Origin of the sequence: Blautia sp. TM10-2, from assembly GCF_003480845.1 — a bacterium.
Classification (GTDB): Bacteria; Bacillota; Clostridia; order Lachnospirales; family Lachnospiraceae; genus Fusicatenibacter; species Fusicatenibacter saccharivorans.
On the sequence record NZ_QUJZ01000001.1, the window covers coordinates 81,441 to 105,402 of the forward strand.

24 protein-coding genes are annotated in these 23,962 nt (G+C 49.9%); 2 read left to right on the plus strand and 22 right to left on the minus strand.

Annotated elements, in window-relative coordinates; genetic code table 11:
- Positions 1 to 24: 24 nt before the first annotated feature.
- From acsD to DXD92_RS00545, 8 genes are all read right to left on the minus strand, one after another.
- Positions 25 to 966, minus strand: a complete 942-nt coding sequence (gene acsD / locus DXD92_RS00510) for an acetyl-CoA decarbonylase/synthase complex subunit delta (RefSeq protein ID WP_117509163.1) — start codon at positions 964 to 966, stop codon at positions 25 to 27.
- A gap of 297 nt (positions 967 to 1,263) precedes the next feature.
- Entirely contained in the window at positions 1,264 to 3,393 is a 2,130-nt protein-coding gene (acsB, locus tag DXD92_RS00515; protein ID WP_118639894.1) for an acetyl-CoA decarbonylase/synthase complex subunit alpha/beta, read from the minus strand.
- A gap of 15 nt (positions 3,394 to 3,408) precedes the next feature.
- The gene (locus DXD92_RS00520) at positions 3,409 to 4,197 is read right to left on the minus strand and encodes an ATP-binding protein (RefSeq protein ID WP_117509047.1); all 789 of its coding nucleotides are present in this window, start codon (positions 4,195 to 4,197) and stop codon (positions 3,409 to 3,411) included.
- Between the two features lie 62 nt (positions 4,198 to 4,259).
- On the minus strand, positions 4,260 to 6,152 hold the full coding sequence (gene cooS / locus DXD92_RS00525; RefSeq protein WP_055226451.1) for an anaerobic carbon-monoxide dehydrogenase catalytic subunit: 1,893 nt from the start codon (positions 6,150 to 6,152) through the stop codon (positions 4,260 to 4,262).
- Between the two features lie 126 nt (positions 6,153 to 6,278).
- Complete coding sequence (locus DXD92_RS00530; protein WP_022462430.1) at positions 6,279 to 7,049, minus strand: ATP-binding protein; 771 nt, start codon at positions 7,047 to 7,049, stop codon at positions 6,279 to 6,281.
- 38 nt (positions 7,050 to 7,087) lie between these two features.
- Positions 7,088 to 8,020 (minus strand): methylenetetrahydrofolate reductase, encoded by a 933-nt coding sequence (locus tag DXD92_RS00535; protein WP_118639895.1) that lies wholly within the window; start codon positions 8,018 to 8,020, stop codon positions 7,088 to 7,090.
- Between the two features lie 135 nt (positions 8,021 to 8,155).
- Positions 8,156 to 8,338 carry a CooT family nickel-binding protein gene (locus DXD92_RS00540; protein ID WP_022462432.1) on the minus strand — a complete coding sequence of 61 codons (183 nt, stop codon included), beginning with the start codon at positions 8,336 to 8,338 and terminating at the stop codon, positions 8,156 to 8,158.
- Between the two features lie 14 nt (positions 8,339 to 8,352).
- On the minus strand, positions 8,353 to 8,703 hold the full coding sequence (locus DXD92_RS00545; protein WP_055218122.1) for a hypothetical protein: 351 nt from the start codon (positions 8,701 to 8,703) through the stop codon (positions 8,353 to 8,355).
- A gap of 364 nt (positions 8,704 to 9,067) precedes the next feature.
- Between DXD92_RS00545 and DXD92_RS00550 the strand changes: the two genes are divergently transcribed.
- On the plus strand, positions 9,068 to 9,889 hold the full coding sequence (locus DXD92_RS00550; RefSeq protein ID WP_117509050.1) for an aldo/keto reductase: 822 nt from the start codon (positions 9,068 to 9,070) through the stop codon (positions 9,887 to 9,889).
- Between the two features lie 48 nt (positions 9,890 to 9,937).
- Here DXD92_RS00550 and DXD92_RS00555 read toward each other — a convergent pair whose 3' ends face one another.
- The 8 genes from DXD92_RS00555 to DXD92_RS00590 all read right to left on the minus strand — a co-directional run bounded on the left by DXD92_RS00555 (position 9,938) and on the right by DXD92_RS00590 (position 18,518).
- Positions 9,938 to 10,594: an ATP-binding cassette domain-containing protein gene (locus tag DXD92_RS00555; RefSeq protein ID WP_070100780.1), complete on the minus strand. Its 657-nt coding sequence runs from the start codon at positions 10,592 to 10,594 to the stop codon at positions 9,938 to 9,940.
- A complete protein-coding gene (locus tag DXD92_RS00560; protein ID WP_118639896.1) occupies positions 10,591 to 11,373 on the minus strand; it encodes an ABC transporter permease in 783 nt (260 codons plus the stop codon). Before DXD92_RS00560 ends, DXD92_RS00555 begins: the two co-directional genes overlap by 4 nt.
- A complete protein-coding gene (locus tag DXD92_RS00565) occupies positions 11,351 to 12,433 on the minus strand; it encodes an ABC transporter substrate-binding protein (protein WP_242998333.1) in 1,083 nt (360 codons plus the stop codon). The genes DXD92_RS00560 and DXD92_RS00565 overlap by 23 nt, the downstream gene beginning before the upstream one ends.
- Positions 12,434 to 12,458: 25 nt before the next feature.
- Positions 12,459 to 13,982: a 4Fe-4S dicluster domain-containing protein gene (locus tag DXD92_RS00570; protein ID WP_022461521.1), complete on the minus strand. Its 1,524-nt coding sequence runs from the start codon at positions 13,980 to 13,982 to the stop codon at positions 12,459 to 12,461.
- Positions 13,983 to 14,170: 188 nt separating this feature from the next.
- Complete coding sequence (locus DXD92_RS00575; protein WP_118639897.1) at positions 14,171 to 15,184, minus strand: NAD(P)H-dependent glycerol-3-phosphate dehydrogenase; 1,014 nt, start codon at positions 15,182 to 15,184, stop codon at positions 14,171 to 14,173.
- A gap of 3 nt (positions 15,185 to 15,187) precedes the next feature.
- The gene (gene plsY, locus DXD92_RS00580; protein WP_117509053.1) at positions 15,188 to 15,835 is read right to left on the minus strand and encodes a glycerol-3-phosphate 1-O-acyltransferase PlsY; all 648 of its coding nucleotides are present in this window, start codon (positions 15,833 to 15,835) and stop codon (positions 15,188 to 15,190) included.
- A 6-nt stretch (positions 15,836 to 15,841) separates the two neighbouring features.
- Entirely contained in the window at positions 15,842 to 17,170 is a 1,329-nt protein-coding gene (gene der, locus DXD92_RS00585; protein WP_022461518.1) for a ribosome biogenesis GTPase Der, read from the minus strand.
- Complete coding sequence (locus DXD92_RS00590; protein WP_117509054.1) at positions 17,124 to 18,518, minus strand: DUF512 domain-containing protein; 1,395 nt, start codon at positions 18,516 to 18,518, stop codon at positions 17,124 to 17,126. Before DXD92_RS00590 ends, der begins: the two co-directional genes overlap by 47 nt.
- Positions 18,519 to 18,741: 223 nt before the next feature.
- Here DXD92_RS00590 and DXD92_RS00595 point away from each other — a divergent pair, with 223 nt between their 5' ends.
- The gene (locus tag DXD92_RS00595) at positions 18,742 to 19,905 is read left to right on the plus strand and encodes a ribose-phosphate pyrophosphokinase (protein ID WP_055226464.1); all 1,164 of its coding nucleotides are present in this window, start codon (positions 18,742 to 18,744) and stop codon (positions 19,903 to 19,905) included.
- A 98-nt stretch (positions 19,906 to 20,003) separates the two neighbouring features.
- On the opposite strand, the gene pgeF is transcribed toward DXD92_RS00595, so the two are convergent.
- From pgeF to rplS, 6 genes are all read right to left on the minus strand, one after another.
- Positions 20,004 to 20,858, minus strand: coding sequence for a peptidoglycan editing factor PgeF (gene pgeF / locus DXD92_RS00600; protein WP_243104812.1), 855 nt, complete (start codon positions 20,856 to 20,858; stop codon positions 20,004 to 20,006).
- A 13-nt stretch (positions 20,859 to 20,871) separates the two neighbouring features.
- Complete coding sequence (locus DXD92_RS00605; RefSeq protein WP_022461514.1) at positions 20,872 to 21,234, minus strand: YraN family protein; 363 nt, start codon at positions 21,232 to 21,234, stop codon at positions 20,872 to 20,874.
- 35 nt (positions 21,235 to 21,269) lie between these two features.
- Positions 21,270 to 22,037: a ribonuclease HII gene (locus tag DXD92_RS00610; RefSeq protein ID WP_055266587.1), complete on the minus strand. Its 768-nt coding sequence runs from the start codon at positions 22,035 to 22,037 to the stop codon at positions 21,270 to 21,272.
- A 36-nt stretch (positions 22,038 to 22,073) separates the two neighbouring features.
- Positions 22,074 to 22,916 (minus strand): ribosome biogenesis GTPase YlqF, encoded by an 843-nt coding sequence (gene ylqF / locus DXD92_RS00615; RefSeq protein ID WP_055226467.1) that lies wholly within the window; start codon positions 22,914 to 22,916, stop codon positions 22,074 to 22,076.
- Between the two features lie 24 nt (positions 22,917 to 22,940).
- On the minus strand, positions 22,941 to 23,501 hold the full coding sequence (lepB, locus tag DXD92_RS00620) for a signal peptidase I (protein ID WP_243038274.1): 561 nt from the start codon (positions 23,499 to 23,501) through the stop codon (positions 22,941 to 22,943).
- 81 nt (positions 23,502 to 23,582) lie between these two features.
- Positions 23,583 to 23,930: a 50S ribosomal protein L19 gene (rplS, locus tag DXD92_RS00625; RefSeq protein WP_022461510.1), complete on the minus strand. Its 348-nt coding sequence runs from the start codon at positions 23,928 to 23,930 to the stop codon at positions 23,583 to 23,585.
- Between the last annotated feature and the right edge of the window lie 32 nt (positions 23,931 to 23,962).

Below are 23,962 nucleotides of genomic sequence, written 5' to 3' on the forward strand. Positions count from 1 at the left end.
CCTAATCTCTTCCTTACGTACTGATTACATCAGTTCCTGAATCATTTTGGAAATGGTTGCAACAGACTGTGGATGTTTGAGGATAACTGCATCAGAACCAGAAGCCAGAGATGCGGCTGCTGTCTGAATCTCCATAGAGATTCCTCGTACTTCCTGATTTCCCCATTCCGGAGATTCCTCTTCTGTTGCCATTGCCTCTTTTACATTCCATGTCTCAGAAGCGATTGGAGTAATAATTGGCATCTGCAGCATTTTATCGTCCTGGGATAATGCTGCTGCTTTGATACGGTCCAGTGTAGATACTACGTACTCATATCCGTATCCGACTGCTGCAGAACCTACGTTCATAACAATGCTGTCCGCGCTGACACCAAGCTGGGTCATAACAACATTCAGCTGTTTTGCAAGGTTGATATCTACAGCGGACTCAGCGCCGACTTTCTGGCTGTATGCCAGACCTGCGGCTGCACCAACTGCCTTGTAATCTTCTTCTCTTGCGGACATAACAAGAACGTTTCTTCCCTGAAGGACCTCTGCTACTTTTGTGAGCAGTTCGGAATCCTTCTCAACGTTTTTACATCCTTCTACAACAAGCGGCACGTCAACGGCATCAGCAACCTCTTTGACTGTCTCAATGAGTTCTTCTACCGATTTGTTCAGACCGTTCGGGTCTCCGCCTGCCAGACGAAGGCAGAGGAAATCTGCACCTTCCATAGCTGCTGCTTTTTTTGCAATCTCGCCCATGGTAGCTGCACCTTCATAGTATGCTTTTACGCTTTCCGGTTCTCCTTCCATACCAAGGTCTGTGATTTCAACGCCGACCTTCGGTCCGTTTTTGATTTCACCGTCGAAAGCATAGAATGGTAATACGTTTTCTCCGCCAAGAGTTACGGTTTTGTCTCCGCTGCCGATTACAACGGATTTAATTGCTGCATTAAACTTTTGTGGTTTGCGATTAAACGGCATAAAAAAAGCCTCCTTAAAAATAAATTCCATACAGGCATATCTCCATGATTCCGCTTCATGGACACACCTGTTATTATTTTAACGTTTTTTCCCGGAGAATGCAAGATTTACCAGGATATTTTCCAAGATTTTCTGACAAAAAGTATCCGTTTTCTCTTCGTCAGCCGTTTTTTTCCAGAAAATCACTTTACAGCTGCCGGCATGTGCCGGAAAGGGCTTCCTCCTCCGCTTTGGAATCCCCTCCCAAGCCATGCCGGTCTGCTTATTCTTTCACAGGATAAGCCTGTAAAATACGAATTACATCATTGGATCCATGCCAAGTGCCGGATGACCTTTCTCGGTCAGGAATGCAACCAGTGTCTCCGGATCTTCTGCGATGGTCTCGTCACCGATCATATCGGTAAAGTTGTCGATACCGTACAGCTCTTTTGCTGTTTCATTCAGTTTCTCTGCAACCTGCTCTTTCAGCTCTTTCGGCATCCATACGATACGGGCAACGCCGCCTTCTGCTTTCATAAATTTCTTGGAAGCGATAAAGTGTTTGCCGTGTCCCATGAATCCAGGAGTCTGAACACCGCCGCCTGTCATGGAAGCCAGCTCGGAGAAGGTCATTCCCAGAGGAGTCATGCCTGCGTACTCACGGTTTGCGATGCAGACACCGTTGGAGAACGGCTCGATACCACAGATACACTCGAAGCATCCGCAGGATGTCATTGGTTTTTCCATGATGGAGTACAAAGATACATCATCAAGAGCGCCCTGGGAAAGTTTACGAACAGCCTCGTTAACATCCTCGTACTCACCGATTCTCTCATCGATTACTTTTTCTTTTGTGATAACCTGGCAAGGTCCGTTCGGATCCAGCTCGTTGGTAGCTTTTGCATCCAGCCATGAAACAGCACCGCAAAGTCCGAGACGCTCTGGTGTAACAACACATACATGGCTCGGGGAGAATGCCTGGCACATGATACAGCTGTAGTATACCGGTACGGATTCATCTGTCATGGTAGACAGACGCTCATCACGTTTGTCGAATACCGGAATTGCAATTTCGTGACGGATCTTGGTACAGTCTTCCGGATTGGTGTAGATCTTAACCTGACATTTGTCAACAACAGCCTCGAACTCGTTCTTCACCTGTGCGTACAGAACTTCTCCGAAGTGTTTTGCACGGAAGCCTGCGTTGAAAGCTTCTTTGCTGACACGGATACGGATCATATCACGCTGTCCGGTATGCATCACACCTTCGATGCAGTTCAGGTAGCTGTGGAATTTACGCTCAAATACAGGCTCGAAATCCGGCTGCATGCTCTTTCCGGCAACCTCAACAACGTATGCAATGCTGTGCTTGGAACCTACCTCGAACTCGTCGATGTCCGGTCCGATCAGCTCGATCTTGTGATCTTCTACTTCGGAAGCATCTTTTGTCTGAACCAGCTCGCAGCAGTCTACACGGGAACCGTCAAACTCAACCTGCATATCACCGCGGCGGATGATTTCGCCTTCAAATGCAGATGCGAATGCAACCGGGATATCGATGTTTGTAATTTTAATCTTGATGTCGCGGGCTTCCAGAGAAGTTGCGTTGAATTTGGAAACGTCCTTCTGGATAATGAGACTCTTCGGAATAGCCGGAACGTCTTTGTCATCGTTTGTGATAACCGGGAAACCAAGTGCAATCGCACCAGCGCCGCATGCAACGATCACATCATCCAGAGGAGCAAAAGCATTTACGAATGCCGGTACACGGTCTTTGGTGTAGGTCATCAGTGCGCCTGCATCGCCTGCAGTTACGTTACCGAAGATCAGGGCTGCACGGATTGCTACGGATACAACGTGGATTACAGATGTTACGTCTTTTCCAAGCGGGATGACACGTACGTTTGCGCCGGTCTTGTATCCTAATTCCTGACACTGATCAATGATTCCGCCAACCAGTGTTACAAGAATACCCTGTGCCTGATAGCTCTTAACCAGATCCACGCCTTCCTGTGCGGTCGGAGCGCTTCCAAGGATAACAGCTACGCCCGGGATATCGCCTGTTACAAGCGGCACACCAAGCTCACGGATGATGGCATCGCTTAAATGGCCGTAGCACGGCTCATCATATGGTTTTGCACCGTCGATGTATTTAATTGCCTCGATGAACTCTGCGCAGAGTGCAGTTGCAACACCGGACATAAATACATCGTTCAGCTGATTTTCTCTTGTCATCAGAGATTTTACCACGCCAAGAGCCTCTTTCATCTCTTTTAAGTTGGTAACCTTTACTCCTGTTACAGCATAGTAACACGGAAGTGCGTAAGCAGTGTCCGGGAAGCTGACTGCTTTTTCCTCTCCGTTTGCTGCGATTGCGGCGTCAACGGCAGCTTCGGTAAGACCGTATACTGCATCATTTCCGCCAAATACTCTCTCGAATAATGTCATGTGTTTTTCCTCCTATCACACTTTTTCCATGCCAGGCATGTTTGACTTATCGATTTTTGTTTTTATTTTCCGTATCTCTTCTACTGCAGCCGCGCTGTAATCATATGGAGACGAACCTTCCCTGTCCGCTTCCATAATTTCCGGGTTGTAGTGGACCATGCCCAGAAGATCCTCCGGGGGGATACGGTCCTGTATGAATGCCTCATCTTTTTCGTCGCGTACTTTGTTTGCCACGACATGAACCTGATGAACGCCAAGCTCTTCGGCCAGACGTTTGACATTCTTATAGGTCTGAATACTTCTTGCACCCGGCTCGATGACTACGATGAACATATCCATGCCCTCCGTCGTTCCTCTTCCCAGATGCTCAAGGCCTGCTTCCATGTCGAGGATGACAACATCCCCTCTGTGAAGGACCAGGCTGTTGATGATTCTCCGCAGCATCACATGCTCCGGGCAGACACAGCCGCTTCCGGCCGTCTCCACGGTGCCAAGCGTCAGGAGTTTGACTCCATTGTACTCTTTGCTGTATTTATCGGGGATATCACTTACTCTCGGATTTATCTTGTAAAACCGGTTGTCTGCACTTGCCTCGGTGCGCTCTTCGATCAGTTTTCTCATTTTGGTAATCGGAATGATCGAATCGAGGATTTCTTCCGGAAATCCAAGCGCAAGGCCCAGATTGGCATCCGGATCGACATCTGCAGCCAGAACCGGATGGCCTTCTTCTGCATAAAGTCTTGCAAGGGTCGCTGCGATGGTTGTTTTTCCTACGCCACCCTTTCCAGTTACTGCTATTTTCATTTTACACCTTTTCACTTCAAAAAGGGCGGTCTCTTTTTACGTCAGGGACCGCCCTGTCCTTTTTATACGCCGAGTGCGGCACGTTTCTCTTCGATTCGTGCGAGCATTGCATCGCCCAGCTTGTCGATGTCTTTTTCTACTGTGTAAGCTGCCTCAACCCAGTCGCGGACACCGTTGGTCAGAAGTCCTGTTACCTCAGTGGATCCGGATACATACGGCTCTACGCCAAGGTAAGTATCGATACCGGTTGCTACAACATAGTTTCCGATGGAAACTGCTTTCTCAGACATCCACTCCGGAGCACATCCGACAACCGGAAGCTGGGAAATATTGACATTACCGATTTTAGCAAGTTCTGCTACAAGAACCATCATACGGGAGATATCAACGCAGGATCCCATGTGGAGTACCGGCGGGATATCAGCCAGCTCGCAGACACGTTTCAGACCTGCACCGCAGAGATCTTTAGCACGTTTGTCCATCAGACCTGCTCTTGCTGCTGCCTGTGCAGAGCATCCGGAAGCAACGATGATAACGTCGTGCGCGATCAGCTTCTTCATCAGCTCGATGTGAGCGGTGTCCGGACGGACTTTCGGGTTGTTGCATCCTACCATGGCAACTGCACCGCGGATAACGCCGGATGCCACACACTGCCACAGCGGCATCAGAGTTCCGGTCTGGTCAACCTGGGAATTGGTTACTTTATCCAGAGTCTTGATGATGGACTCAAAAGAGTATCCAACGGTTGCTTTCTGCTTCATATGCGGGATATGTACCAGCTCCGGTTTCCGGTTTTTAAAGTTTTCAATTGCCATTTTTACGATGGCTTTTGCATTCTCACCTGCTGTTTTTGCGTTGAAACGAATGTATTCTGCATCCGGCATCTGCGCAATCGGGCTGGTGGTAACGAATTTAGTATGGAAACATTTGCTTAAAGGTCCAAGGGCCGGGAAAATACACTGTACGTCAACAACGATGGCCTCGCAGGCACCGGTCAGTACCACGTTTTCCTGCTGCAGGAAGTTACCTGCCATCGGCACGCCGCGGCGCATTGCTACTTCATTGGAAGTACAGCAGACACCTGCCACGTTGATTCCCTTTGCTCCCATTTCTTTTGCATATGCGATCATCTCCGGATCGTCTGCGTATTCGCAGATCATCTCGGAAAGTGACGGATCATGGCCATGAACGATGATATTTACTTCATCTTCTTTCATAACACCAAGGTTTGCCTCGGTTTCGATCGGCTTTGGAGTTCCGAACAGTACGTCAGAGAACTCGGTACCCATCATGGAGCCGCCCCATCCATCGGAAAGTCCGGAACGAAGGGACTGGCGAACGAGTGCTTCCGGAAGGGAAGAACATCCCATATGAGTCATATGAAGAGAACATGCAACCTCACGGTCAATCGCACGCGGTGCGATTTCTTCTCTCTCCCAGATATCCTGTGTATGCTGCGGAGCACGTTTCAGGAATCTCTGTGTTCCGAACGGTTTACCATACTCTAAAAGAGCCAGCTCGGACATCTCATGTGCCAGATCGTAAATATCTTTTCCTTCTGTCTCTACGCCCCACTCTTTTGCGATACGGATCAGTTTCTCCGGATCTTTTACTTTGTAGTTTCCGTTTGGATCAGCCTCATGCAGTGTGTGGCAGATCTCACGGCCATGATCGGAATGTGTTGCGGAACCGCCTGCTGTAAAGCGCAGGAAGTTACGTCCTACAATACCGTGTACATCGCATCCGCAGATTCCTCTCGGTGCCTTTGGTGTAATACGGCAAGGTCCCATCGTACAGATACGGCAGCAGGTTCCCTGCTCACCGAATTTACAGTGCGGGGTCTGGTTTTTTACACGAAACTGCCATGCGTCAGCGCCAACCTTTGCACCATTTTCCAGGAGCTCATTCGTGGCCTGTTCGAATTCTTCTACGCTTGTTAATTTGAATTCGCTCATCTTGTCCTCCTCAAGATTGTATTTTAATATTTTTATGGTAAAAACATCCTCCCATGGGGGATATTTTACTTTTGAAATATCCCTCCGTCTGCAGCGTGTACAAAGCGGAGGGCAGATTCTCTGTTTTTATAAATCAAGGTTTTCTACGATTTTCTTTAATGCCGCGCGTACCGGAGAGTCTTCCGGCAGACGTACGGTTGGTTTTCCGTCACAGTCATATTCATAAACCTGATCATCGTGCGGAACAACGCCAAGGAGAGTTAATCCCTGTTTTTCAATCTCCTCACGGGTTCCCTCATTTAACACGCCATTCGGCGCACGGTTTACGATTAGTCCTACCTGCTTCGGCTTCATATCGCATTCTTTGATCAGCTCCGCGATTCTCGCAGCGGCCTGTACTCCTCTTCTTGAGCAGTCACTGACCAAAATAGCTGTATCCATTCCCGGAAGTATACCACGGCTGATATGCTCCATGCCTGCCTCGTTATCCACAACCATGAAGGGATAATTCGGATACAGCTTTGCAAGCTGATTCTGCAGAAGTCCATTGACGAAGCAGTAGCAGCCTTTTCCCTGTGTTCTTCCCATCACAAGCAGGTCAAAATCATCTTCCTCAGTCAGAGCGCCTGCAAATTTAAATTCCGCATAATCTGCCTTGCTCATACCTGCCGGAATCGGGTTTTTGGATGCCATCTCTGCACGGGCAATCTCCTCCCGGATATCTCCAAGGGTAGCTTCTACTTCTACACCGAGTACCTCATTCAGGTTCGAGTTTGCGTCCGCATCAACCGCAAGAACAGGACCTTTTCCTGACTCGCAGAGATACTGGATCAGCAAGCCGCATAATGTTGTTTTTCCAACGCCGCCTTTTCCGGCGACAGCTATTACATGTGCCATAAAAATCGGATGCCTCCCAAATTCAAGTAATTAATTCATTAAACCAGTGTGCAAAGGCCGGATCTGTCGATGATTTCAGATACGTCTTTCCATTTATTCAGTGCATACAGATGAATTCCGTTGACACCGAGTGCACGGTATGCATCAATCTGTTTTACGGTATATTCGATACCCTCTTCTTTGAACTCTGCAACTTTCTTGTCGTAGAATACGTCGAACGGTTTTCCTTCTGCATCTTTTGCTGCAAATGGGTTCGGGAACAGCCAGTGTCTGGAGATCATTCTGGAAAGCTCTCTGTCCATCACACAGCCGTTTCTGGAAAGTGCCATGTTAATAGTAGCAGCCTGATCCAGGATCGGCATTACTCCAACGTCTACCGGCATGGTGATTCCTGCTTTACGGATTGCATCCAGCCAGTATTTGAACTGCTCCATATCCCAGCAGAGCTGTGTCATGATGTAGTCTGCTCCGTTGTCCTGTTTCTGTTTCAGAACTGCGATATCAGACTCCAGACTTCTGCAGGAGATGTGGCCTTCCGGTGAACCTGCAACAGCGATTTCAAATTTGTCGCCGTAGGTATCACGTACGAATTTTACAAGATCGGTAGCATAGTCAAAGTCACCACAGGTTGTAGTCTCACCAAGCGGAATATCTCCGCGCAGTGCCAGCATATGGTCTACGCCATCAACCAGATACTGATCCAGCTGCTCTTTGATTCCTTCTTTTGTGTTTTTGATAACGGTGAAATGGGTAACCGGTGTAGTTCCGGCATTTTTGATCATCTGACATACTTCACGGTTTGCTCCGACGTTGCCGCCGCCTGCTCCGTATGTACAGGAAATGTAAGACGGGTTGTACTTCATCAGGTGGTCGATGGTACCCGGCAGATTCTGCAGTCCCTTCTCTGTCTTTGGCGGGAACAGTTCAAAAGACAGAAGGGTCTTGTTTTTCATCTCTTCTGAAAGTTTCATAATTCAATTTACCTCCGCTTTAATATAATATATTCCTATTCTAAGTCCCGGTTCGCTTGTTCTGTTTGTTCCGATTTGCAGAGCCCGGGGGCCTAAAACCGCTTTTATAGAATAACTGGTTCCGTCAACCAATTATCATTCACAGTCCAGCTCTACGATGCTGTTTGCAAGATCTACCATTTTGATCTTACCCTGCAGTCTGATCTCCTCACCCATGATGTCACGGATCAGAACGTATTCTCCATCGACATCGATGCGGCTCACATTTTTACAGACAACTGTGTTTTCCGGATTTTTGTATACCGTTGCAAGGCACATAGCTTACGCCTCCTCTACTTAACTTCTTTCAAATGCTCTTTTACAAGTGTCAGTGCAAGGGACAGGCGCATATTGCCTTTCTGGAAATCGGATACTCCCTCCCTGATCTGTTTTGCGGCGTCCGCCATTCCGGCTTTTTCCAGTTTGTCGGCCATCTCGTCGAGTTCTGCTGCGTGATGTTCATTGTGCTGCAGCATATAGGTTAAAAGGGCAAGATTCTCGTCCTTGCATTTTTCTTCGGAACCGCATGCATTGCAGGCATGTCCGCAGTCTTCTCCCTCGTGATGATGGTCATGGTGATGATGGTGCTCGTCGTGAGCTCCGTGCGGAATGGGATTTCCATTCTCGTCATATAATAAATGCATAATATGGCCTCCTCTGTCCCCGTTTTTCTGCTCTGCCGTCCGTTTCGTCCGCTTTTGTTTTCCTGAAACGTCCTGCAGATTGTACAGGGAATGATAAATAAATATCAATTCAAATTTATTATACTCTATTTCATGCACAAAATCAATACGGCCTCCACAAAATTTCTGTACAATTCGCCGTACAGGCCGTCCTGGCATCCTTCTTTTTTCTTGCATGGCTTGTTATTTTTTTTCATTTCCCGATTGTGTTAAACTTTTTTAATATATTTGGTCTGATTTCTTTAAATTTTCATGTTATACTAAACATAATTATGAGAGAAATACGGCAAAATCTTTTTTTTGATTCAAGATACGGAGGGTTTTTATGGCACTTTCTATTCCAACCATTACATTGAACGACGGCAGAGCGATGCCGCTTCTGGGGCTTGGCACTTACAAATCGACAGAAAAAGAGGCAGAAAAAGCAATTGTCACCGCGGCAAAATACGGCTACCGTCTGATCGATACCGCCTCCTCCTATAAAAATGAGGACAGCATCGGCCGCGGGATCCGCGCAAGCGGGATTCCGCGGGAAAACTTTTTTATTACCACAAAGGTATGGAATACCGCGCAGCGGGTCGGTGATATCGAAGGTGCCTTCAACCGCAGCCTCGACCGTCTCCGTCTCGACTACGTTGATCTTTACCTGATTCACTGGCCGGTGCCGGGCTGCTACCCGGAGACGTGGCGCGCACTCGAAAAAATCCGCGAATCCGGGCGTGCAAAATCGATCGGCGTCAGCAACTTCGAGGAGCCGCACCTTACCGCCCTCTTTGAATTTTCCGGCGTCATCCCGGCCGTCAACCAGATCGAATGCCATCCGCTCTGGAACCGGAAACCGCTCATCGCTTTCTGCCGTTCACATGGAATCGCCGTTCAAGCGTATGCGCCGCTCGCAAGAGGTCTTTATCTGAACCGTGAGATTATGCAGCAGCTGGCAGAAAAGTATGTACGCACTGAAGCACAGATCGGCCTCCGCTACCTCGTCCAGCAGGGCATCAGTGTCATCCCGAAATCGACACAGCCGGACCGCATTTTTGCCAACGCGGATGTCTTCGACTTCGAACTTTCTGAAGCCGACATGGCGCTCATCGACACGATGGACGAACAGCTCCGCTCTGCTTCCATACCGGATGACCTGCTGTAACTGCGGATTCACAGCAAAAGCAGCACAGAAAATCTGTTTCTTTCCGTTTCAGATTTCTGTGCTGCTTTTTCTGTTTCTCTTTATTTCGAGGATACCATCCAGTCTGCTGCAGGTGCAGATCCAGTCCCCCATTGCTTCGGCTTCTTCTAAATCATGCGTGACCAGAAGCATCGTTTTTTCTTTTCCTTTTCTGCGGATATAGTTCATCGTTTTCTTTTTCGTCCCCGCATCCAGTCCCCGGAACGGCTCATCCAAAAGGAGGAAATCTGCGTCCATGCGCATGGCCCGCAGAACCGCCACCCGCTGGCGCATGCCGCCCGACAGTTCCGATACAGCCTGGTTTTCACAGCCCGAAAGGCCGAGTTCCTCCATCTCCTCCACAAGATGACGGGAGCTTCTTTTTTCTTTTCCAAACATGCGGCGCCTTACCGCGAGCTGGATATTGGCTGCAGCTGTCAGTTCTTCTGCCAGCCGCGGTTCCTGAAAAACCATACTTTTTCTTAAGGCTTCCAGTCCCCCGATTTTTCCGCCGTCCGCCTGCTCCAGGCCTGCCAGAATCCGCAGCAGGGTTGTCTTTCCAGCCCCGGAAGGAGCCATCAGACAGGTCACTGCTCCTTTTTTCAGTTCCATCGTAAGATTCGAAAAAATAACGTGTTCTCCATACGCTTTTTTCAGATGGCAGATTTCAATCGTATCTTCTCTCATTTCATCACCAGCATCCTTTTTTCTGCAAGATCCATTCCTTTTAAAACAGCTTTTTCGAGACAGAAGCTGACGTACACGATCGCTGCCGTCCAGGCAAAGAGTCCCGGTGTGTCGAGATATATTTTTGCCTGATACAGATGCTCTCCGATGGATCGGTTCGGAATGCCGATTACTTCTGCTGCCGTTCCGGCCTTCCAGCAAAGGCCGAGGGAAAGTGAACATCCCGTCCGGATATATGGGTACAGCTGCGGCAGGATCACCCAGCGCAGCCGCACCGGCCGCGGAACCTGAAAAACGTCTGTCATCTCCAAAAGCGCTGTGTCCAGTTCCCGTAGGCCGTTCCGCGTGTTTGTATACAGGATCGGAAATACCATCAGAAACGAAATCACAACCGAAAGATTCTTCGAAGAAACCCAGATCAGGATCAGAATCACAAAAGAAACGACCGGCACTGCTTTCACTGCTGCAACCAGCGGCGTCAGGAGTTCTTCTGCAATGGAAAACCGACCGGCAAGTGCAGCTCCTGCAATTCCCGCCGCCGCACCAAGAAGGAATCCGGCTCCGATGCGTGCTCCGGAAAACAGCAGGGACTGCCAGAAGACCTGTTCTGTTACAAGCGTAAAAAGGCGTTTCAAAACAGCAGCAGGAGATGCCAGAAGGATCTCCTGCCCGACAAAAACGCTTACCGCCTGCCAGATCATAAGCCAGAACACGATCGGCCAGAGCTTCGTTTTTCTCTGTTTCTCTTTTTTGTTTTTATTCGGAATAATAGAAGTCATCTCCTGGAAGTTCTCCTCCGACTGCCTCCGGGTTCTGGTCTTTGAGTACACCGAGATAACCGGAAAGCTTCTCTTTCATCTCATCACCGGTGATGCAGACAATGTTGCATGCCGGAAGCGCTTTCTTTGCGACTGCCTCCGGAACAATGTCATAATCCCCGATCAGTTTTGCCGCCTCATCCGTGTTTTCGGTTACGTAGGATACGGATGCCTGGTAAGCTTCCATGAAGTCTGCAACTGCTTCCGGATGCTCCTTGGCAAAGGCAGTGCGCACAACGGTAACACCTGTCACCAGTGTGCTCGCCGTTCCTTCGGACTCCTGGATTTTGTTCCATTCTTCGGTCAGGTCAAGTGCGGTGCGCAGCGTTTCTTTTTTCGTCTGTGCCGTCGTTACAAACGGCTGCGGCAGCATGGCGATTCCATCGGCATCTTCTGCAAGTGCTGCCACGCACTCGGCGTGTTCGCTCTTCCACTCGATCGTTACGTCCTCACCCGGTACGAGGCCGTTCTTTTCGAGGATATAATTCAAAGCATACTCCGGAGTTGCACCTTTGCCGCCCGCATAAATGGTTCTGCCTTTCAGATCCGCAATGGAATGTACGGTATCGCCGTCCTCGACGATATAAAGGACACCGAGCGTATTGACTGCGAGCACCTGCACGCCGCCGTTTGTCTTGTTGTAGAGTACGCTTGCAAGGTTCGCCGGAACCGCGGCGATATCCACCTCTCCCTGTACCAGTTTTGCGCTGACCTCATCCGGGGCAGCGGCAAGTTCAAACGTGTCCGCAGGTGACTCTTTGCTGTCGTTATCGCTCATCATTTTTACCATTCCCATGCTGGTCGGTCCTTTTAATGCAAGCACATGGACCAGTGTCTCATCTTCTGTTTCCGATGCCGCTGTGCTGCTCTCTGTCTGCGTACTTTCTGATACTGTACTTTCTGATCCTGTGCTTTTTGTCCCGCTGCTCTCCGTCTTTGTCTCTGTCTGGCCGCATCCTGCAAACAAAAGTACCATTGCAAGAATCGCTGCCGCAAAGCCCATCTTTCTTTTCTTTTTCACTTTTTTCTCCACCTTGCTGTTCTTTTTAGTCTACCAGCTTGTCCAGTTCTTTTACATATTCTGTCTGGCTGGAAATCTTGTGTTTTGCCTGCGCCGCATATTTGTTGACTGCCGCCTGTGACTTTTTGATCGACTGCATCGTGCCGGCTCCTGCCACGCATCCGCCCGGACAGGCCATGCCTTCGAGAAGATAACCGTTGTACTTTCCGGCCTTCGCCATTGTCAGCAGTTTCCGGCATTCCTTCAGACCTTCTGCATTTGCCATCTTGATTTCGCGGTCCGGGTATTTTTCACGGATTACATTTTCCACAGATTTTGCAACGCCGCCGGAGACAGCAAAGTTTCTTCCGTCCACCGATGCATCGCTGACGCCGTCCGGATCTTCCTCAAGTGCACTCACATCTACCTGGCGCGCATCGAAAATGCCCGACATCTCTTCAAACGTCAGAACGAAGTCCACCTCACTGCGGACAGACCGGCGCATGGCCTCCAGTTTTTTCGCCGCACACGGTCCGACAAAGACAACCTTCGCATTCGGATTGTGTTTCTTGATCAGACGCGCCGTCAGCGTCATCGGAGTCAGTGCCATCGAGATACAGTTTGCGTAATCCGGGAACAGTTTCTTCGCCATTACAGACCAGGCCGGACAGCAGGATGTCGCCATAAACGGCAGTTTCTCCGGAACTTCGTTCACAAAATCCTCTGCCTCCTGTGCCGCACAGAGATCCGCTCCGATCGCAACTTCAAAGACATCCGCAAAACCGAGCTTTTTCATCGCCGCACGCAGTTTTCCAGGCGTTACTTTCGGTCCGAACTGGCCGACAAACGCCGGTGCCAGCGCTGCATAGACGCGCTCTCCCGACTGGATCGCACGGATTACCTGGAAGATCTGGGATTTGTCCGAAATAGCGCCGAACGGGCAGTTGACGAGACACTGGCCGCAGGATACACATTTCTCGTAATCGATATCCGCTTTTCCGTTCTCATCTGAACCGATGGCATCCATTCCGCAGGCTCTCGCACACGGACGCTCCTGAATGATAATAGCCTGGTATCCGCATACCTTGGCACATTGACCACATTTGACGCATTTATCCTGATCAATATAGGATCGTCCATTGGTGCGGTCCAGCGTAATGGCCTTTTTCGGACAGACTTCCACGCACGGATGTGCAAGACACCCCTGACATCCCTCCGTGATCAGAACCCGTTTTTCATGACAGGCGTTGCATGCAAATTTGATGACATTAATGAGCGGCGGTGTATAATACGTCTCCGCCTGGTCCGCCAGTTTGATATTGTCCGAGATCGGGGCGTGCTCTGCCGCGCTTCTGCACGGAAGTCCCATTGCAAGGCGAAGCCGCTCTCCTACAATCGCCCGCTCCAGAAACACATCATTTCTAAAATTTCCGACCTCACCGGGAATTACACGGTAAGGAATTTCCTCGATCGTCTTTTCCACCGGGGAGTCCACGTCATACGCCATTTTTGCAACTTCCGTAAAAATGGCATGGCGGATTTCCTGAATTCTTGTTTCTACTCCTCTCATTCTTTCTTCCTCCTGCTGTATTTTCCTCCGCATCTTTTCAGTTAAAATTATTCCGCTTTCTATTACTATACTTGATTTCGAAAGTATTGTCATCTTTTTCCCGTATTTTTGCTGAAAAATTTCGGTCTGCACAAAAAAAGAACCTGCCGTCTCTGTATCATTTCACAGAAGTGACAGGTTTCTTATTTTTACCGCTCCCAGAGATCCGGGGCGAGTTCGTCTTTTTTCATACGCTGCATCAGTTCATCCACAGCCTGTTTCGGGTTTTTGTTTTCAAACAGAACCTGATTGACTGCCTGAATGATCGGCGTTTCGATTCCGAATTTTTTCGACAGGGTAAGACCCGCTTTTGCGGAATAGACGCCCTCGACGATCATCTGAACCTCATCCATCGCCTGCTGCATCGTTCTGCCCTGGCCGATCAGGTATCCGGCTTTCCGGTTCCGGCTGTGAACGGAAGCACACGTTACAATCAGGTCGCCGATACCGGAAAGACCGTAGAAGGTTTCCGCATGGGCACCCATCGCCGTGCCGAGCCGTGCAATTTCCGCGATCCCGCGGGTAATCAGAGCCGCTTTCGTATTGTCGCCGTAGCCAAGACCATCCGCCGTTCCGGCTGCCAGTGCGATGACATTTTTCAGAGCTCCGCCAAGTTCAATTCCCGTGATGTCCGGGCTTGTGTAAACGCGGAAGACCGGACTCATGAACACATTCTGCACATACAGTGCGCTCTCGCGGTCATGCGCGCCGACAACGATCGTGGTCGGCAGGCCGCGGCCGACTTCCTCTGCGTGGCTCGGTCCGGAGAGAACAACGACATTCGCTCCCGGCACTTCCTCCTCGATGATCTGAGACATCGTCATCAGGGTATCGGCTTCCACGCCTTTTGCCACATTGACGATGAGCTGGCCGTCCGGAATATCCGCCGCATACTTTTTACATGTGGTTCGCACGTACGGGGATGCTTTTGCCATCACAAGGATGTCCTGTCCGGAAAGGGAGCCGCGCACATCGCAGGTGAACTTCATTTCATCCGGCAGTCTTACGCCCGGAAGCTTCGTCAGATGCTCTCTGTGTTCCTTTAAGCTCTCAATTTCCTTTTCATTTTCCGAGCAGATCGTCACGTCATGCCCGTTGTTGCAGAGCAGGAGGCCGAGGGCAGTTCCCCAGCTTCCTGCTCCGATGATGCTAATCTTTGCCATATTTTATTTCTCCGACTTTTTGGATAAATACGTTTTCCGCTCTGTTCCCGCGATGAGACGCTTGATGTTTGCACGGTGCTCCCAGAAGGCAAGCACGGCAAGAAGTGCGATCACCACGTACATCTCATAGAGATACGGCGGTTCTAGCGCAAAGCAGCCCGCCTGTCCCATGATAACGGCCATTGCAAAAAAGACAACGTAAACCATCATGGAACCGAGGGAAACATAGTGTGTTACTGCAAGATTCAGGAAAAACAGCGCTGCACAGACCAGCGTGATTCTCCAGTCAAACGAGATAATCAGACCCGCGGTCGCAGCGATTCCTTTTCCGCCGCGGAAGCCTAAGTAAAACGGGAAGTTGTGGCCGAGAATCGTTCCGGCCGCAGCATACACCGTCAGCAGTTTCAGCATTTCCGGGTGCGATGCACCGAAGATCAGGCGTACCGTCAGGACCGCCAGAATGCATTTGATGCAGTCGCCGGCAAGCGTGATGGCGCCTGCTTTTTTCCCTAAAGTCCGGAGCGCGTTGGTCGTTCCTGCGTTTCCGCTGCCGTGTTCCCGGATATCAATTCCCTTCGTCCTTCCATAAATATATGAGGTCTGAAAAAGGCCAAATGCGTATCCGATCAAAAGGCATATGATCCGTACCATAACTCTTTACTGCTCCTTCTCTTTTCGTTCTCTGATGATGAATTTCAGCGGTGTGCCGCGGAAGCCGAACGACTCTCTGATTTTATTCTCCAGATATCGAACGTAGGAGAAATGCATCAGTTCTTTGTCGTTGACGAAAATAACAAATGTCGGCGGTTTGACCGAAACCTGTGTCATGTAGTAGATTTTCAGTCGTTTTCCACGGTCTGACGGCGGCTGCTGCATTGCCATTGCCTCGGTCAGAATCTCGTTCAGGACACCGGTCTGTACGCGCAGGTTCTGGTACTGCAGAACCATGTCGATCGTCTCGAACAGCTTCGGAAGACGCTGTCCTGTCTTCGCAGAGATGAAAAGAAGCTCTGCGTACGGCATGTAAGCCAATGTATTTCTTACTTTTTCGGTAAAGCGGTAGATCGTCTTGTCATCTTTTTCCAAGGCATCCCATTTATTTACCGCAATGATCATACCTTTTCCACGCTCATGGGCGATACCGGCAATTTTGGCATCCTGCTCGGTGACACCCTCGGTTGCATCGATCAGGAGAACGACGACATCTGCGCGCTCTACGGCAGATACTGTACGGATGATGCTGTACCGCTCCAGCTCCTCTTTGATCTTGTTTTTCTTTCGAAGACCTGCGGTATCGATGAAAATATATTCATTTCCATTGTGCATGATCGTGGTATCGATCGCATCGCGCGTCGTTCCGGCGATATCGGATACGATGACACGGTTCGAGCCCAGCAGTTTGTTGACCAGGGAGGATTTTCCGACATTCGGTTTTCCGACAATGGCGATGCGCGGAATCTCGCTCTCCTCCTCGTTTTCCATCTCCGGATCAAAATATCCTGTCACCTCATCGAGCATATCGCCGATGCCGAGCTTTCCGGATGCGGAAATGGCGTGCGGCTCTCCGATGCCGAGGTTATAGAATTCATAAACATCCATCATCTGACGGTCGAAGTTGTCGACTTTGTTGACCACCAGCACAACCGGCTTGCGGCTTCTTCTGAGCATATCAGCTACTTTTGCATCGGCATCTACAAGGCCCTGACGGACGTCAGTGATGAAGATGATGACATTTGCGGTATCAATGGCGATCTGCGCCTGGTCTCTCATCTGGGAGAGAATGATATCTTTGGATTCCGGCTCAATACCGCCGGTGTCTACCAGCGTAAATTTGTGGTTCAGCCACTCCACGTCGGCATAAATACGGTCACGGGTTACACCCGGTGTGTCTTTTACAATCGAAATATTGTCTCCGGCTAATACATTAAACAGGGTGGATTTACCCACGTTTGGCCGGCCCACAATTGCTACAATCGGCTTGCTCATACATTGTTCTCCTTCTGTGTATCGTCTCCTGGTTTTCCTCCACAACGGCTTTCACCAGGTCGCTGCCCGGCTCATCGATAATCTGTACCGGTGTTTTCAGGCGCTCTTCCACCTCTTCCACCGTCACATCATCGAGAAAGACGTTTTTTCCCGAACGGAGCATGTTGCACGGAAGCAGCAGGCAGTCGCCAAGATCTCTTCCCTCTAACTGCTCCATCAGATCCTTTCCGGTAATCAGACCGGATACGGTAATGGATTCTCCAAAGAAATAGTTGATAATCGTGATAACCTCCGCCTGTACATTCGGATATTTTTCACGAATTTTCTGCATGTGTTTTTCCAACGACGGCGCCGCAGCTTTTCCGGTCGCAATCGTTACATGGCGGTGACGGTCGTCCCCTTCTCGTTTCGAAAGTTCTTCCGCAACCTCGTCCTCCAGAAGCCGGAGCATTCCCACTCCGTTTTCCAGCTGGATATAGCCATCGTAATTTTCCTCCTCCGGGATCGGCTCTCCCGCCAGCAGATACCATTCATCACCAGCATGGATAAAGTGAAGTCCCCACTGTTCATACAGCTTTTTCTGCCATTTGTGAATCGTGGCAAGAACTTCTTTTGCATCCTCCCTGGTAAACGGTTCCAGAGGCGCCAGTCCGTCGCGGTACTTCGAAAGTCCGACCGGGACAACCGAAACACTTTTCAGATGCGGCAGATATTTTGACAGATCCGAAATACTGCGCTCCAGCTCTGCGCCGTCGTTGTATCCCTTGCAGAGCACAATCTGTCCATTCATCTCGATTCCCGCCTCGTAAAGGCGCTGAACCTTCGGAAAGATATTGCCCGCAAAACGGTTGTGCAGCATTTTGCAGCGGAGCTCCGGGTTCGTTGTCTGGAACGAAATATTGATCGGTGCCAGATGGTAGCGGATAATCCGGTCGATATCGTGGTCGCTCATGTTGGTCAGTGTAATATAGTTTCCCTGCAGGAAGGACAGACGCGAATCGTCATCCTTAAAATACAAGGTGGGACGCATTCCCGGCGGCATCTGATCGATGAAGCAGAAAATGCAGTTGTTGCTGCAGGAACGGTACTGATCCATGAACTCGTTCTCGAATGTGATGCCGATTTCCTCGTCATACTCTTTTTCGATTTCCAGGTCCCATTCCTCGCCGTCCTTTTTCCGGATCGTGAGTTCCAGATACGTGTCGTTGGTCTGGAAGTGGTAATCGAAGACGTCCTCGATGATTTCCCCGTTCACGCGGAGCAGTTCATCTCCCGGTTCGAGTTCCAGTTCTTCAGCAATACTGCCCGGTTCTATTGTCTTGATAATGTGTTTCGTCTTGTTTTTCACAGATCTTACGTTTTGGCCTTTCCATTTACTTCTTTATAACTTCTCTTTGCCCAGTAAAAAGCGTGCTTTTTTTGCATACCTTCCGGGCATTCATTCATTATAATAACAACAACCTGCACAAAAAGCAAGGATTCTTTCGTTTTTTGCTTGACGCGCCCTTTCCCAAGATGATATAAATAGGAAGTAAATGGTTTGTAAAAAATGTCGATTACTGGAGGTTTGTATGGCTAATTTAGATTTACTTGAAAATTCCATTCCGGTCGCCCCGTTAAAGCTCGCCGCTCTGCCGGGCAGCATGGAAATGGCAAAAAAAGTCGATGCGTATCTGGTTCAGTTCCGTAAAGAGCTCTCCGAGCGCCGCAACGGAGTTCCCTTTTCCGGATATTCCGAGGATTCTTTCCTGATTGACTGCGAGTGCCCGCGTTTCGGCTCTGGTGAGGCAAAAGGAAAGATCAACGAATCTGTCCGTGGTGCCGATCTTTACATTCTGGTCGATGTCTGCAACTACAGCATCACCTACAAGGTATGCGGCTACGAGAACCACATGTCACCGGATGACCATTATCAGGATCTGAAACGTATCATCGCTGCTGCAACGGGAAAAGCACACCGGATCAACGTAATCATGCCTTTCATTTATGAAGGAAGACAGCATAAGCGCACCAAACGTGAATCTCTCGACTGCGCACTTGCTCTGCAGGAGCTGATGAATATGGGCGTTTCCAACTTCATCACCTTCGACGCGCACGATCCTCGTGTCATGAATGCAATTCCGCTCGGCGGCTTTGACAACTTCATGCCAACCTACCAGTTTTTAAAAGCCCTTCTTCGTTCTGTTCCGGATCTGACGATTGACAACGATCATCTGATGATCATCAGCCCGGACGAGGGAGCGATGGCGCGTGCCGTATACTTCTCCAACGTGCTCGGCGTCGATATGGGTATGTTCTATAAGAGAAGAGATTACTCCACCATCGTAAACGGAAAGAACCCGATCGTGGCACATGAGTTTCTCGGTGATTCCGTAGCAGGAAAAGATGTTGTCATCATCGACGATATGATCTCCTCCGGTGAGAGTATGCTCGACGTTGCAAAACAGGTCAAAGAACGCGGCGCGGAACATGTCTTTGTCTGCACCACATTCGGCCTCTTCACCGACGGTCTTGAGAAATTCGACGCTTACTATGAGAAAGGCTATATCAGCAAGGTCATCACCACCGACCTGACCTACCGGACACCGGAACTCGTTTCCCGCCCTTGGTATGAGCCGGCTGAAATGAGCAAATATATGGCAAGCATCATTGATACGCTTAACCACGACGTATCCGTTGCAAAAGTACAGTCTACGACAGAGAAAATCAATAAGCTGCTGGCAAAACACAGATAATCGATTTTGTGTCCGCCGGATGCATACAGCAAAAAAAACGGATCTGTTTTTTCCAGGTCCGTTTTTTGATGCTTTCTATTCTGTTTTCGATCCTGTTTTCAGACCAGGGAAAGGAATGCCGCGAGGTTTCCTCTTTTTCCCTTCGATGCACGGTGGGAATACAGGAAATCCGGGTTGCAGCAGGTGCAGAGGTTCGGCAGATGAATCTGCTTCTCCGGCACTCCTGCTGCAAGAAGGATCTGATGATTCGCCTCCCAGAGATTTAACTGGTATTTTCCATCTGGTTTTCCGTAGAACAGTTTCTCATGCAGTGTTTCCGGGAATGCTGCCCGGAACTCTTCGATCACGTCACCGCTCACCTCGTAGCAGTCCTGGCAGATCGACGGGCCGACGGCGGCGATCACATCTTTTGCTTCTGTTCCAAACCGTTCGTGCATCGCATCGAGCGTTGCCTGTCCCATCTTGTGGACCGTTCCACGCCAGCCGGAATGTGAAAGTCCAATTGCACGGTGTACCGGGTCGACAAAGTAGAGCGGCACGCAGTCCGCATAGAATGTCGCAAGTACGACGCCCGGCTCGTCAGTGATCATACCGTCAATATCATGAAAATCGCGGTCTCTTGTCACGCCGCTGCCGCAGTCTGCTTTCATCACATAACGGACCTTCGTTGTGTGTGCCTGATCGGAGGTAACAATGTTTTCCACTTCAAACCCCGCCGCCTCACAGAATCTTCTGTAATTCTCCCGCACATTCGCCGGATCGTCGCCGCGCGAAAAGCTGAGATTCATGCTGGAAAGATGTTCCTTACTCACCCCGCCGATCCGTGTGGAAAATGCATGGCGGATGCCCTCAATTTTCTCAATCGCCGGCCAGGTCAGATAGACCACGCCGTTTTCCGCCTCGTTGACATGCATCGTTTTTTTATCGTTTTGTTTCCATTGAATTGGTATCATAAAAACTCCCTTCCTACCAGCCGCTCCCCTGATAATAAAACGCGTTCGCATAGACGCGGATCTCCTCCGGTGTCTCTGCCACGACGTCGAAACGGCAGGGCACATCCATCGGGATCTGGTGGAGCATGCGGTAGTAATCTGCTGTTTTTGAAATTTTCTTCTGTTTCTTTCCATCCACGGCGCTTGTCGGGTCTCCGGCTGTCCGGCCGGTGCGGTATTTTACTTCGATAAAAATGTATGTGTCGTCCTGTTTTGCGATCAGGTCGATCTCACCGAAGCGGCACCGGAAATTCCGCACCAGGATGTGATATCCCAGGCTTTCCAGATATTCTGCCGCACGGCTCTCCTGTCTCGTTCCTACTTCCCGCTGGTTCAAATGCGATACCCTCTCCTTTTTTTGATGCAGTGCCTTTACACGAAATGGCCGATAAACGACTGCCGGTGGATCGGTGACGGGCCGATTTCTTTTAAAGCAGCGATATGCTCTGCCGAACCGTAGCCCTTGTTCGATGCAAAACCGTAGCCCGGAAGCACCTTGTCGTACTCTTCCATCAGGCGGTCCCTTGTCACCTTCGCAACAATACTTGCCGCCGCAATCGAAACACTCTTGGCATCTCCCTTGATGATCGGCACCTGGCGGATGTCCACCTGCGGGATTTTCACCGCATCGTTTAAGAGTACATCCGGCTTCACGGAAAGCTTGCTGATCGCCTCCCGCATCGCCTCGTACGTTGCCTGTAAAATATTGATCTCGTCGATCCGCGCCGGGGAGGCATAGCCGATGCCGACGGCCACTGCCTCGCGCATGATCACATCGTACAGCTCGTCGCGTTTTTTGGCCGTCAGCTGCTTGGAATCGTTCAGATACAGGATTTTACTGTCGCGCGGCAGAATGACCGCACCTGCGACCACAGGGCCCGCCAGAGGGCCTCTTCCGACCTCGTCGATGCCGCAGATCCAGCCAAGATCCTCATATTTGTGCTCGTAGATCTTCATCTGTTCCGTGCGCTCGCGCTCTTTTTTTAAGGCCTCCTCCTGTTTCTGGTATTTTTGAATCAGATTTTGTACGCCGGCACGGGAATCCTCTTCATATTCCAGATAAAGGGCGGGCAGCTCCGTCTCCGAAGCTGCCGCAAAAATTTCCCGTATGGCGGATATCGATTGTTTTTTCTCTGTCATCGTTGTTCTCCGCATTTTTTATTTTGATAAATCCATTTATTCCGGTTTTTCCAGCGTGATTCTGCCGAGCTTTCCGCTCCGGAAATCATCCATCAGAAGCCGTGCTGCTTTTTCGTAATCGAGCTCATTTCCCTTTTTCAGGCAGCCGCGCACACGCGCAATCTCACCCAGGATTTCCACACGATCCGTCATGCCTTCAAAGCCAAAGCGTTTCTCCAGCGTTCCCGGGTATTCTGCCGTCAGATAATCGATGACGGACAGCGCCAGCTCCTCCACGTTCAGGATCTCATCGTTGATGGAACCGATCATCGCAAGATGCAGTCCCACCTGCTGGTCCTCAAACTTCGGCCACAGGATACCAGGTGTGTCCAGAAGCTCCAGCTGTTTGCTCAGACGGATCCATTGTTTTCCCTTCGTGACGCCCGGTTTGTTTCCGGTCTTCGCACAGGCTCTGCCCGCATACGCATTGATAAATGTCGATTTTCCGACGTTTGGAATACCGACAACCATCGCGCGGACCGGACGGTTCAGGATGCCGCGTTTGCGGTCGCGCTCGATTTTCTCTTTGCAGGCCTCCTGTACGGCGCTGTTGATCGCTTTCATGCCGGCTCCGGAACGGGAATTGACCTTCACAACAGAATATCCCTTTCCCTTGAAATATTCCATCCAGGCATCGTTTCCGCGCTCATCGGCAAGGTCCGATTTGTTCAGCAGGATCAGCCGTGCTTTGTTCTTTCCAAGTTCATCTATATCCGGGTTGCGGCTCGCTGCAGGAACTCTCGCATCGACCAGCTCAATCATCAGGTCGATGAGCTTTAAGTCTTCCTGCATCTGTCTGCGGGCCTTCGTCATATGACCCGGGTACCACTGATAATTCATGTTTCTTCTCCTTCTATGCTGCGTTTACACGAAACCGATTTTCTTCCACGGCGAAATCGTAAACCAGAGCTTTCCGACAATGCGGTCCGAATCCACGAGTCCCATGCCGTTGTGGCGGCTGTCCTCGCTGTTGTTCCGGTTGTCGCCGAGCACAAAGTACTGTCCCTTCCCGACCGTGATCGGCTCGGAGGCAAGTCCCGCGTTTGTGATGGCCGGAAATTCATCTTTTTCATTATAGACTTCCCCGTTGATGAGGATCTGTCCGTCTTTGATCTGTACCGTCTCGCCCGGCAGCGCAATCACACGCTTGATGTGGATGCTCGCCTTCTTGTCCTCACTCGTCCGGAACGCGATGATATCCCCGCGTTTCGGAGAACTTAAGCGGTACCAGGCGGAGTCCATCAGCACACGCTCCCCCGGCACGAGAGTCGGCTCCATCGAGCCCTCCTGCACCACGACACTTCTGCAGAAAAACCAGGAAAATGCCGCCGCAAGAAGAATCGCTGCGATGATTTCCAGATTCCATACAAGCATGGAACGGATCTTTTTCTTGTAGAAATATTCTTTTACATATCTGGTATTCATACCCATAGTGTAATTCTCCGTAAGACAAAACCGGAGAAACACAATTGCTCATGTTCCTCCGGCCATCCTTTTAACGACTTATTATTTTACCAGCTCTTTCACTTTCGCTGCTTTACCAACACGGTCTCTTAAGTAGTTCAGTTTCGCACGTCTTACTTTACCACGTCTGATAACTTCTACTTTCTCAACGTTCGGAGAGTGTACCGGCCATGTTTTCTCAACGCCTACGCCGTTAGAGCTCTTACGAACAGTGAAGGTCTCTTTGCTTCCGCCGCCCTGTCTTTTCAGGACAACGCCTTCGAATACCTGGATACGCTCGCGGTTACCCTCTTTGATTTTACCGTAAACTTTAACGGTATCACCAACGCGGAACTCCGGTGCTTCTGCTTTTAACTGTGCATCTTCGATTTTCTTAATAATGTCGTTCATTTCTTTATCTCCTTTTTTTACCCTGGATGTTC

Bases quoted from the DNA above. Each gene is read 5' to 3' on its own strand.
- DXD92_RS00560 (WP_118639896.1), bottom strand. From the start codon at position 11,373: ATGACTTCTATTATTCCGAATAAAAACAAAAAAGAGAAACAGAGAAAA.
- plsY (WP_117509053.1), bottom strand. From the start codon at position 15,835: ATGGTACGGATCATATGCCTTTTGATCGGATACGCATTTGGCCTTTTT.
- DXD92_RS00555 (WP_070100780.1), bottom strand. From the start codon at position 10,594: ATGAGAGAAGATACGATTGAAATCTGCCATCTGAAAAAAGCGTATGGA.
- DXD92_RS00540 (WP_022462432.1), bottom strand. From the start codon at position 8,338: ATGTGCCTTGCAACGGTATACAAAAATCCGGAAAACACAGTTGTCTGT.
- lepB (WP_243038274.1), bottom strand. From the start codon at position 23,501: ATGAATACCAGATATGTAAAAGAATATTTCTACAAGAAAAAGATCCGT.
- DXD92_RS00610 (WP_055266587.1), bottom strand. From the start codon at position 22,037: ATGACAGAGAAAAAACAATCGATATCCGCCATACGGGAAATTTTTGCG.
- rplS (WP_022461510.1), bottom strand. From the start codon at position 23,930: ATGAACGACATTATTAAGAAAATCGAAGATGCACAGTTAAAAGCAGAA.
- DXD92_RS00550 (WP_117509050.1), top strand. From the start codon at position 9,068: ATGGCACTTTCTATTCCAACCATTACATTGAACGACGGCAGAGCGATG.
- DXD92_RS00530 (WP_022462430.1), bottom strand. From the start codon at position 7,049: ATGGCACATGTAATAGCTGTCGCCGGAAAAGGCGGCGTTGGAAAAACA.
- DXD92_RS00520 (WP_117509047.1), bottom strand. From the start codon at position 4,197: ATGAAAATAGCAGTAACTGGAAAGGGTGGCGTAGGAAAAACAACCATC.
- DXD92_RS00575 (WP_118639897.1), bottom strand. From the start codon at position 15,184: ATGGCAAAGATTAGCATCATCGGAGCAGGAAGCTGGGGAACTGCCCTC.
- DXD92_RS00535 (WP_118639895.1), bottom strand. From the start codon at position 8,020: ATGAAACTTTCAGAAGAGATGAAAAACAAGACCCTTCTGTCTTTTGAA.
- cooS (WP_055226451.1), bottom strand. From the start codon at position 6,152: ATGAGCGAATTCAAATTAACAAGCGTAGAAGAATTCGAACAGGCCACG.
- DXD92_RS00570 (WP_022461521.1), bottom strand. From the start codon at position 13,982: ATGAGAGGAGTAGAAACAAGAATTCAGGAAATCCGCCATGCCATTTTT.
- ylqF (WP_055226467.1), bottom strand. From the start codon at position 22,916: ATGAATTATCAGTGGTACCCGGGTCATATGACGAAGGCCCGCAGACAG.
- DXD92_RS00545 (WP_055218122.1), bottom strand. From the start codon at position 8,703: ATGCATTTATTATATGACGAGAATGGAAATCCCATTCCGCACGGAGCT.
- pgeF (WP_243104812.1), bottom strand. From the start codon at position 20,858: ATGATACCAATTCAATGGAAACAAAACGATAAAAAAACGATGCATGTC.
- der (WP_022461518.1), bottom strand. From the start codon at position 17,170: ATGAGCAAGCCGATTGTAGCAATTGTGGGCCGGCCAAACGTGGGTAAA.
- acsB (WP_118639894.1), bottom strand. From the start codon at position 3,393: ATGACATTATTCGAGAGAGTATTTGGCGGAAATGATGCAGTATACGGT.
- acsD (WP_117509163.1), bottom strand. From the start codon at position 966: ATGCCGTTTAATCGCAAACCACAAAAGTTTAATGCAGCAATTAAATCC.
- DXD92_RS00595 (WP_055226464.1), top strand. From the start codon at position 18,742: ATGGCTAATTTAGATTTACTTGAAAATTCCATTCCGGTCGCCCCGTTA.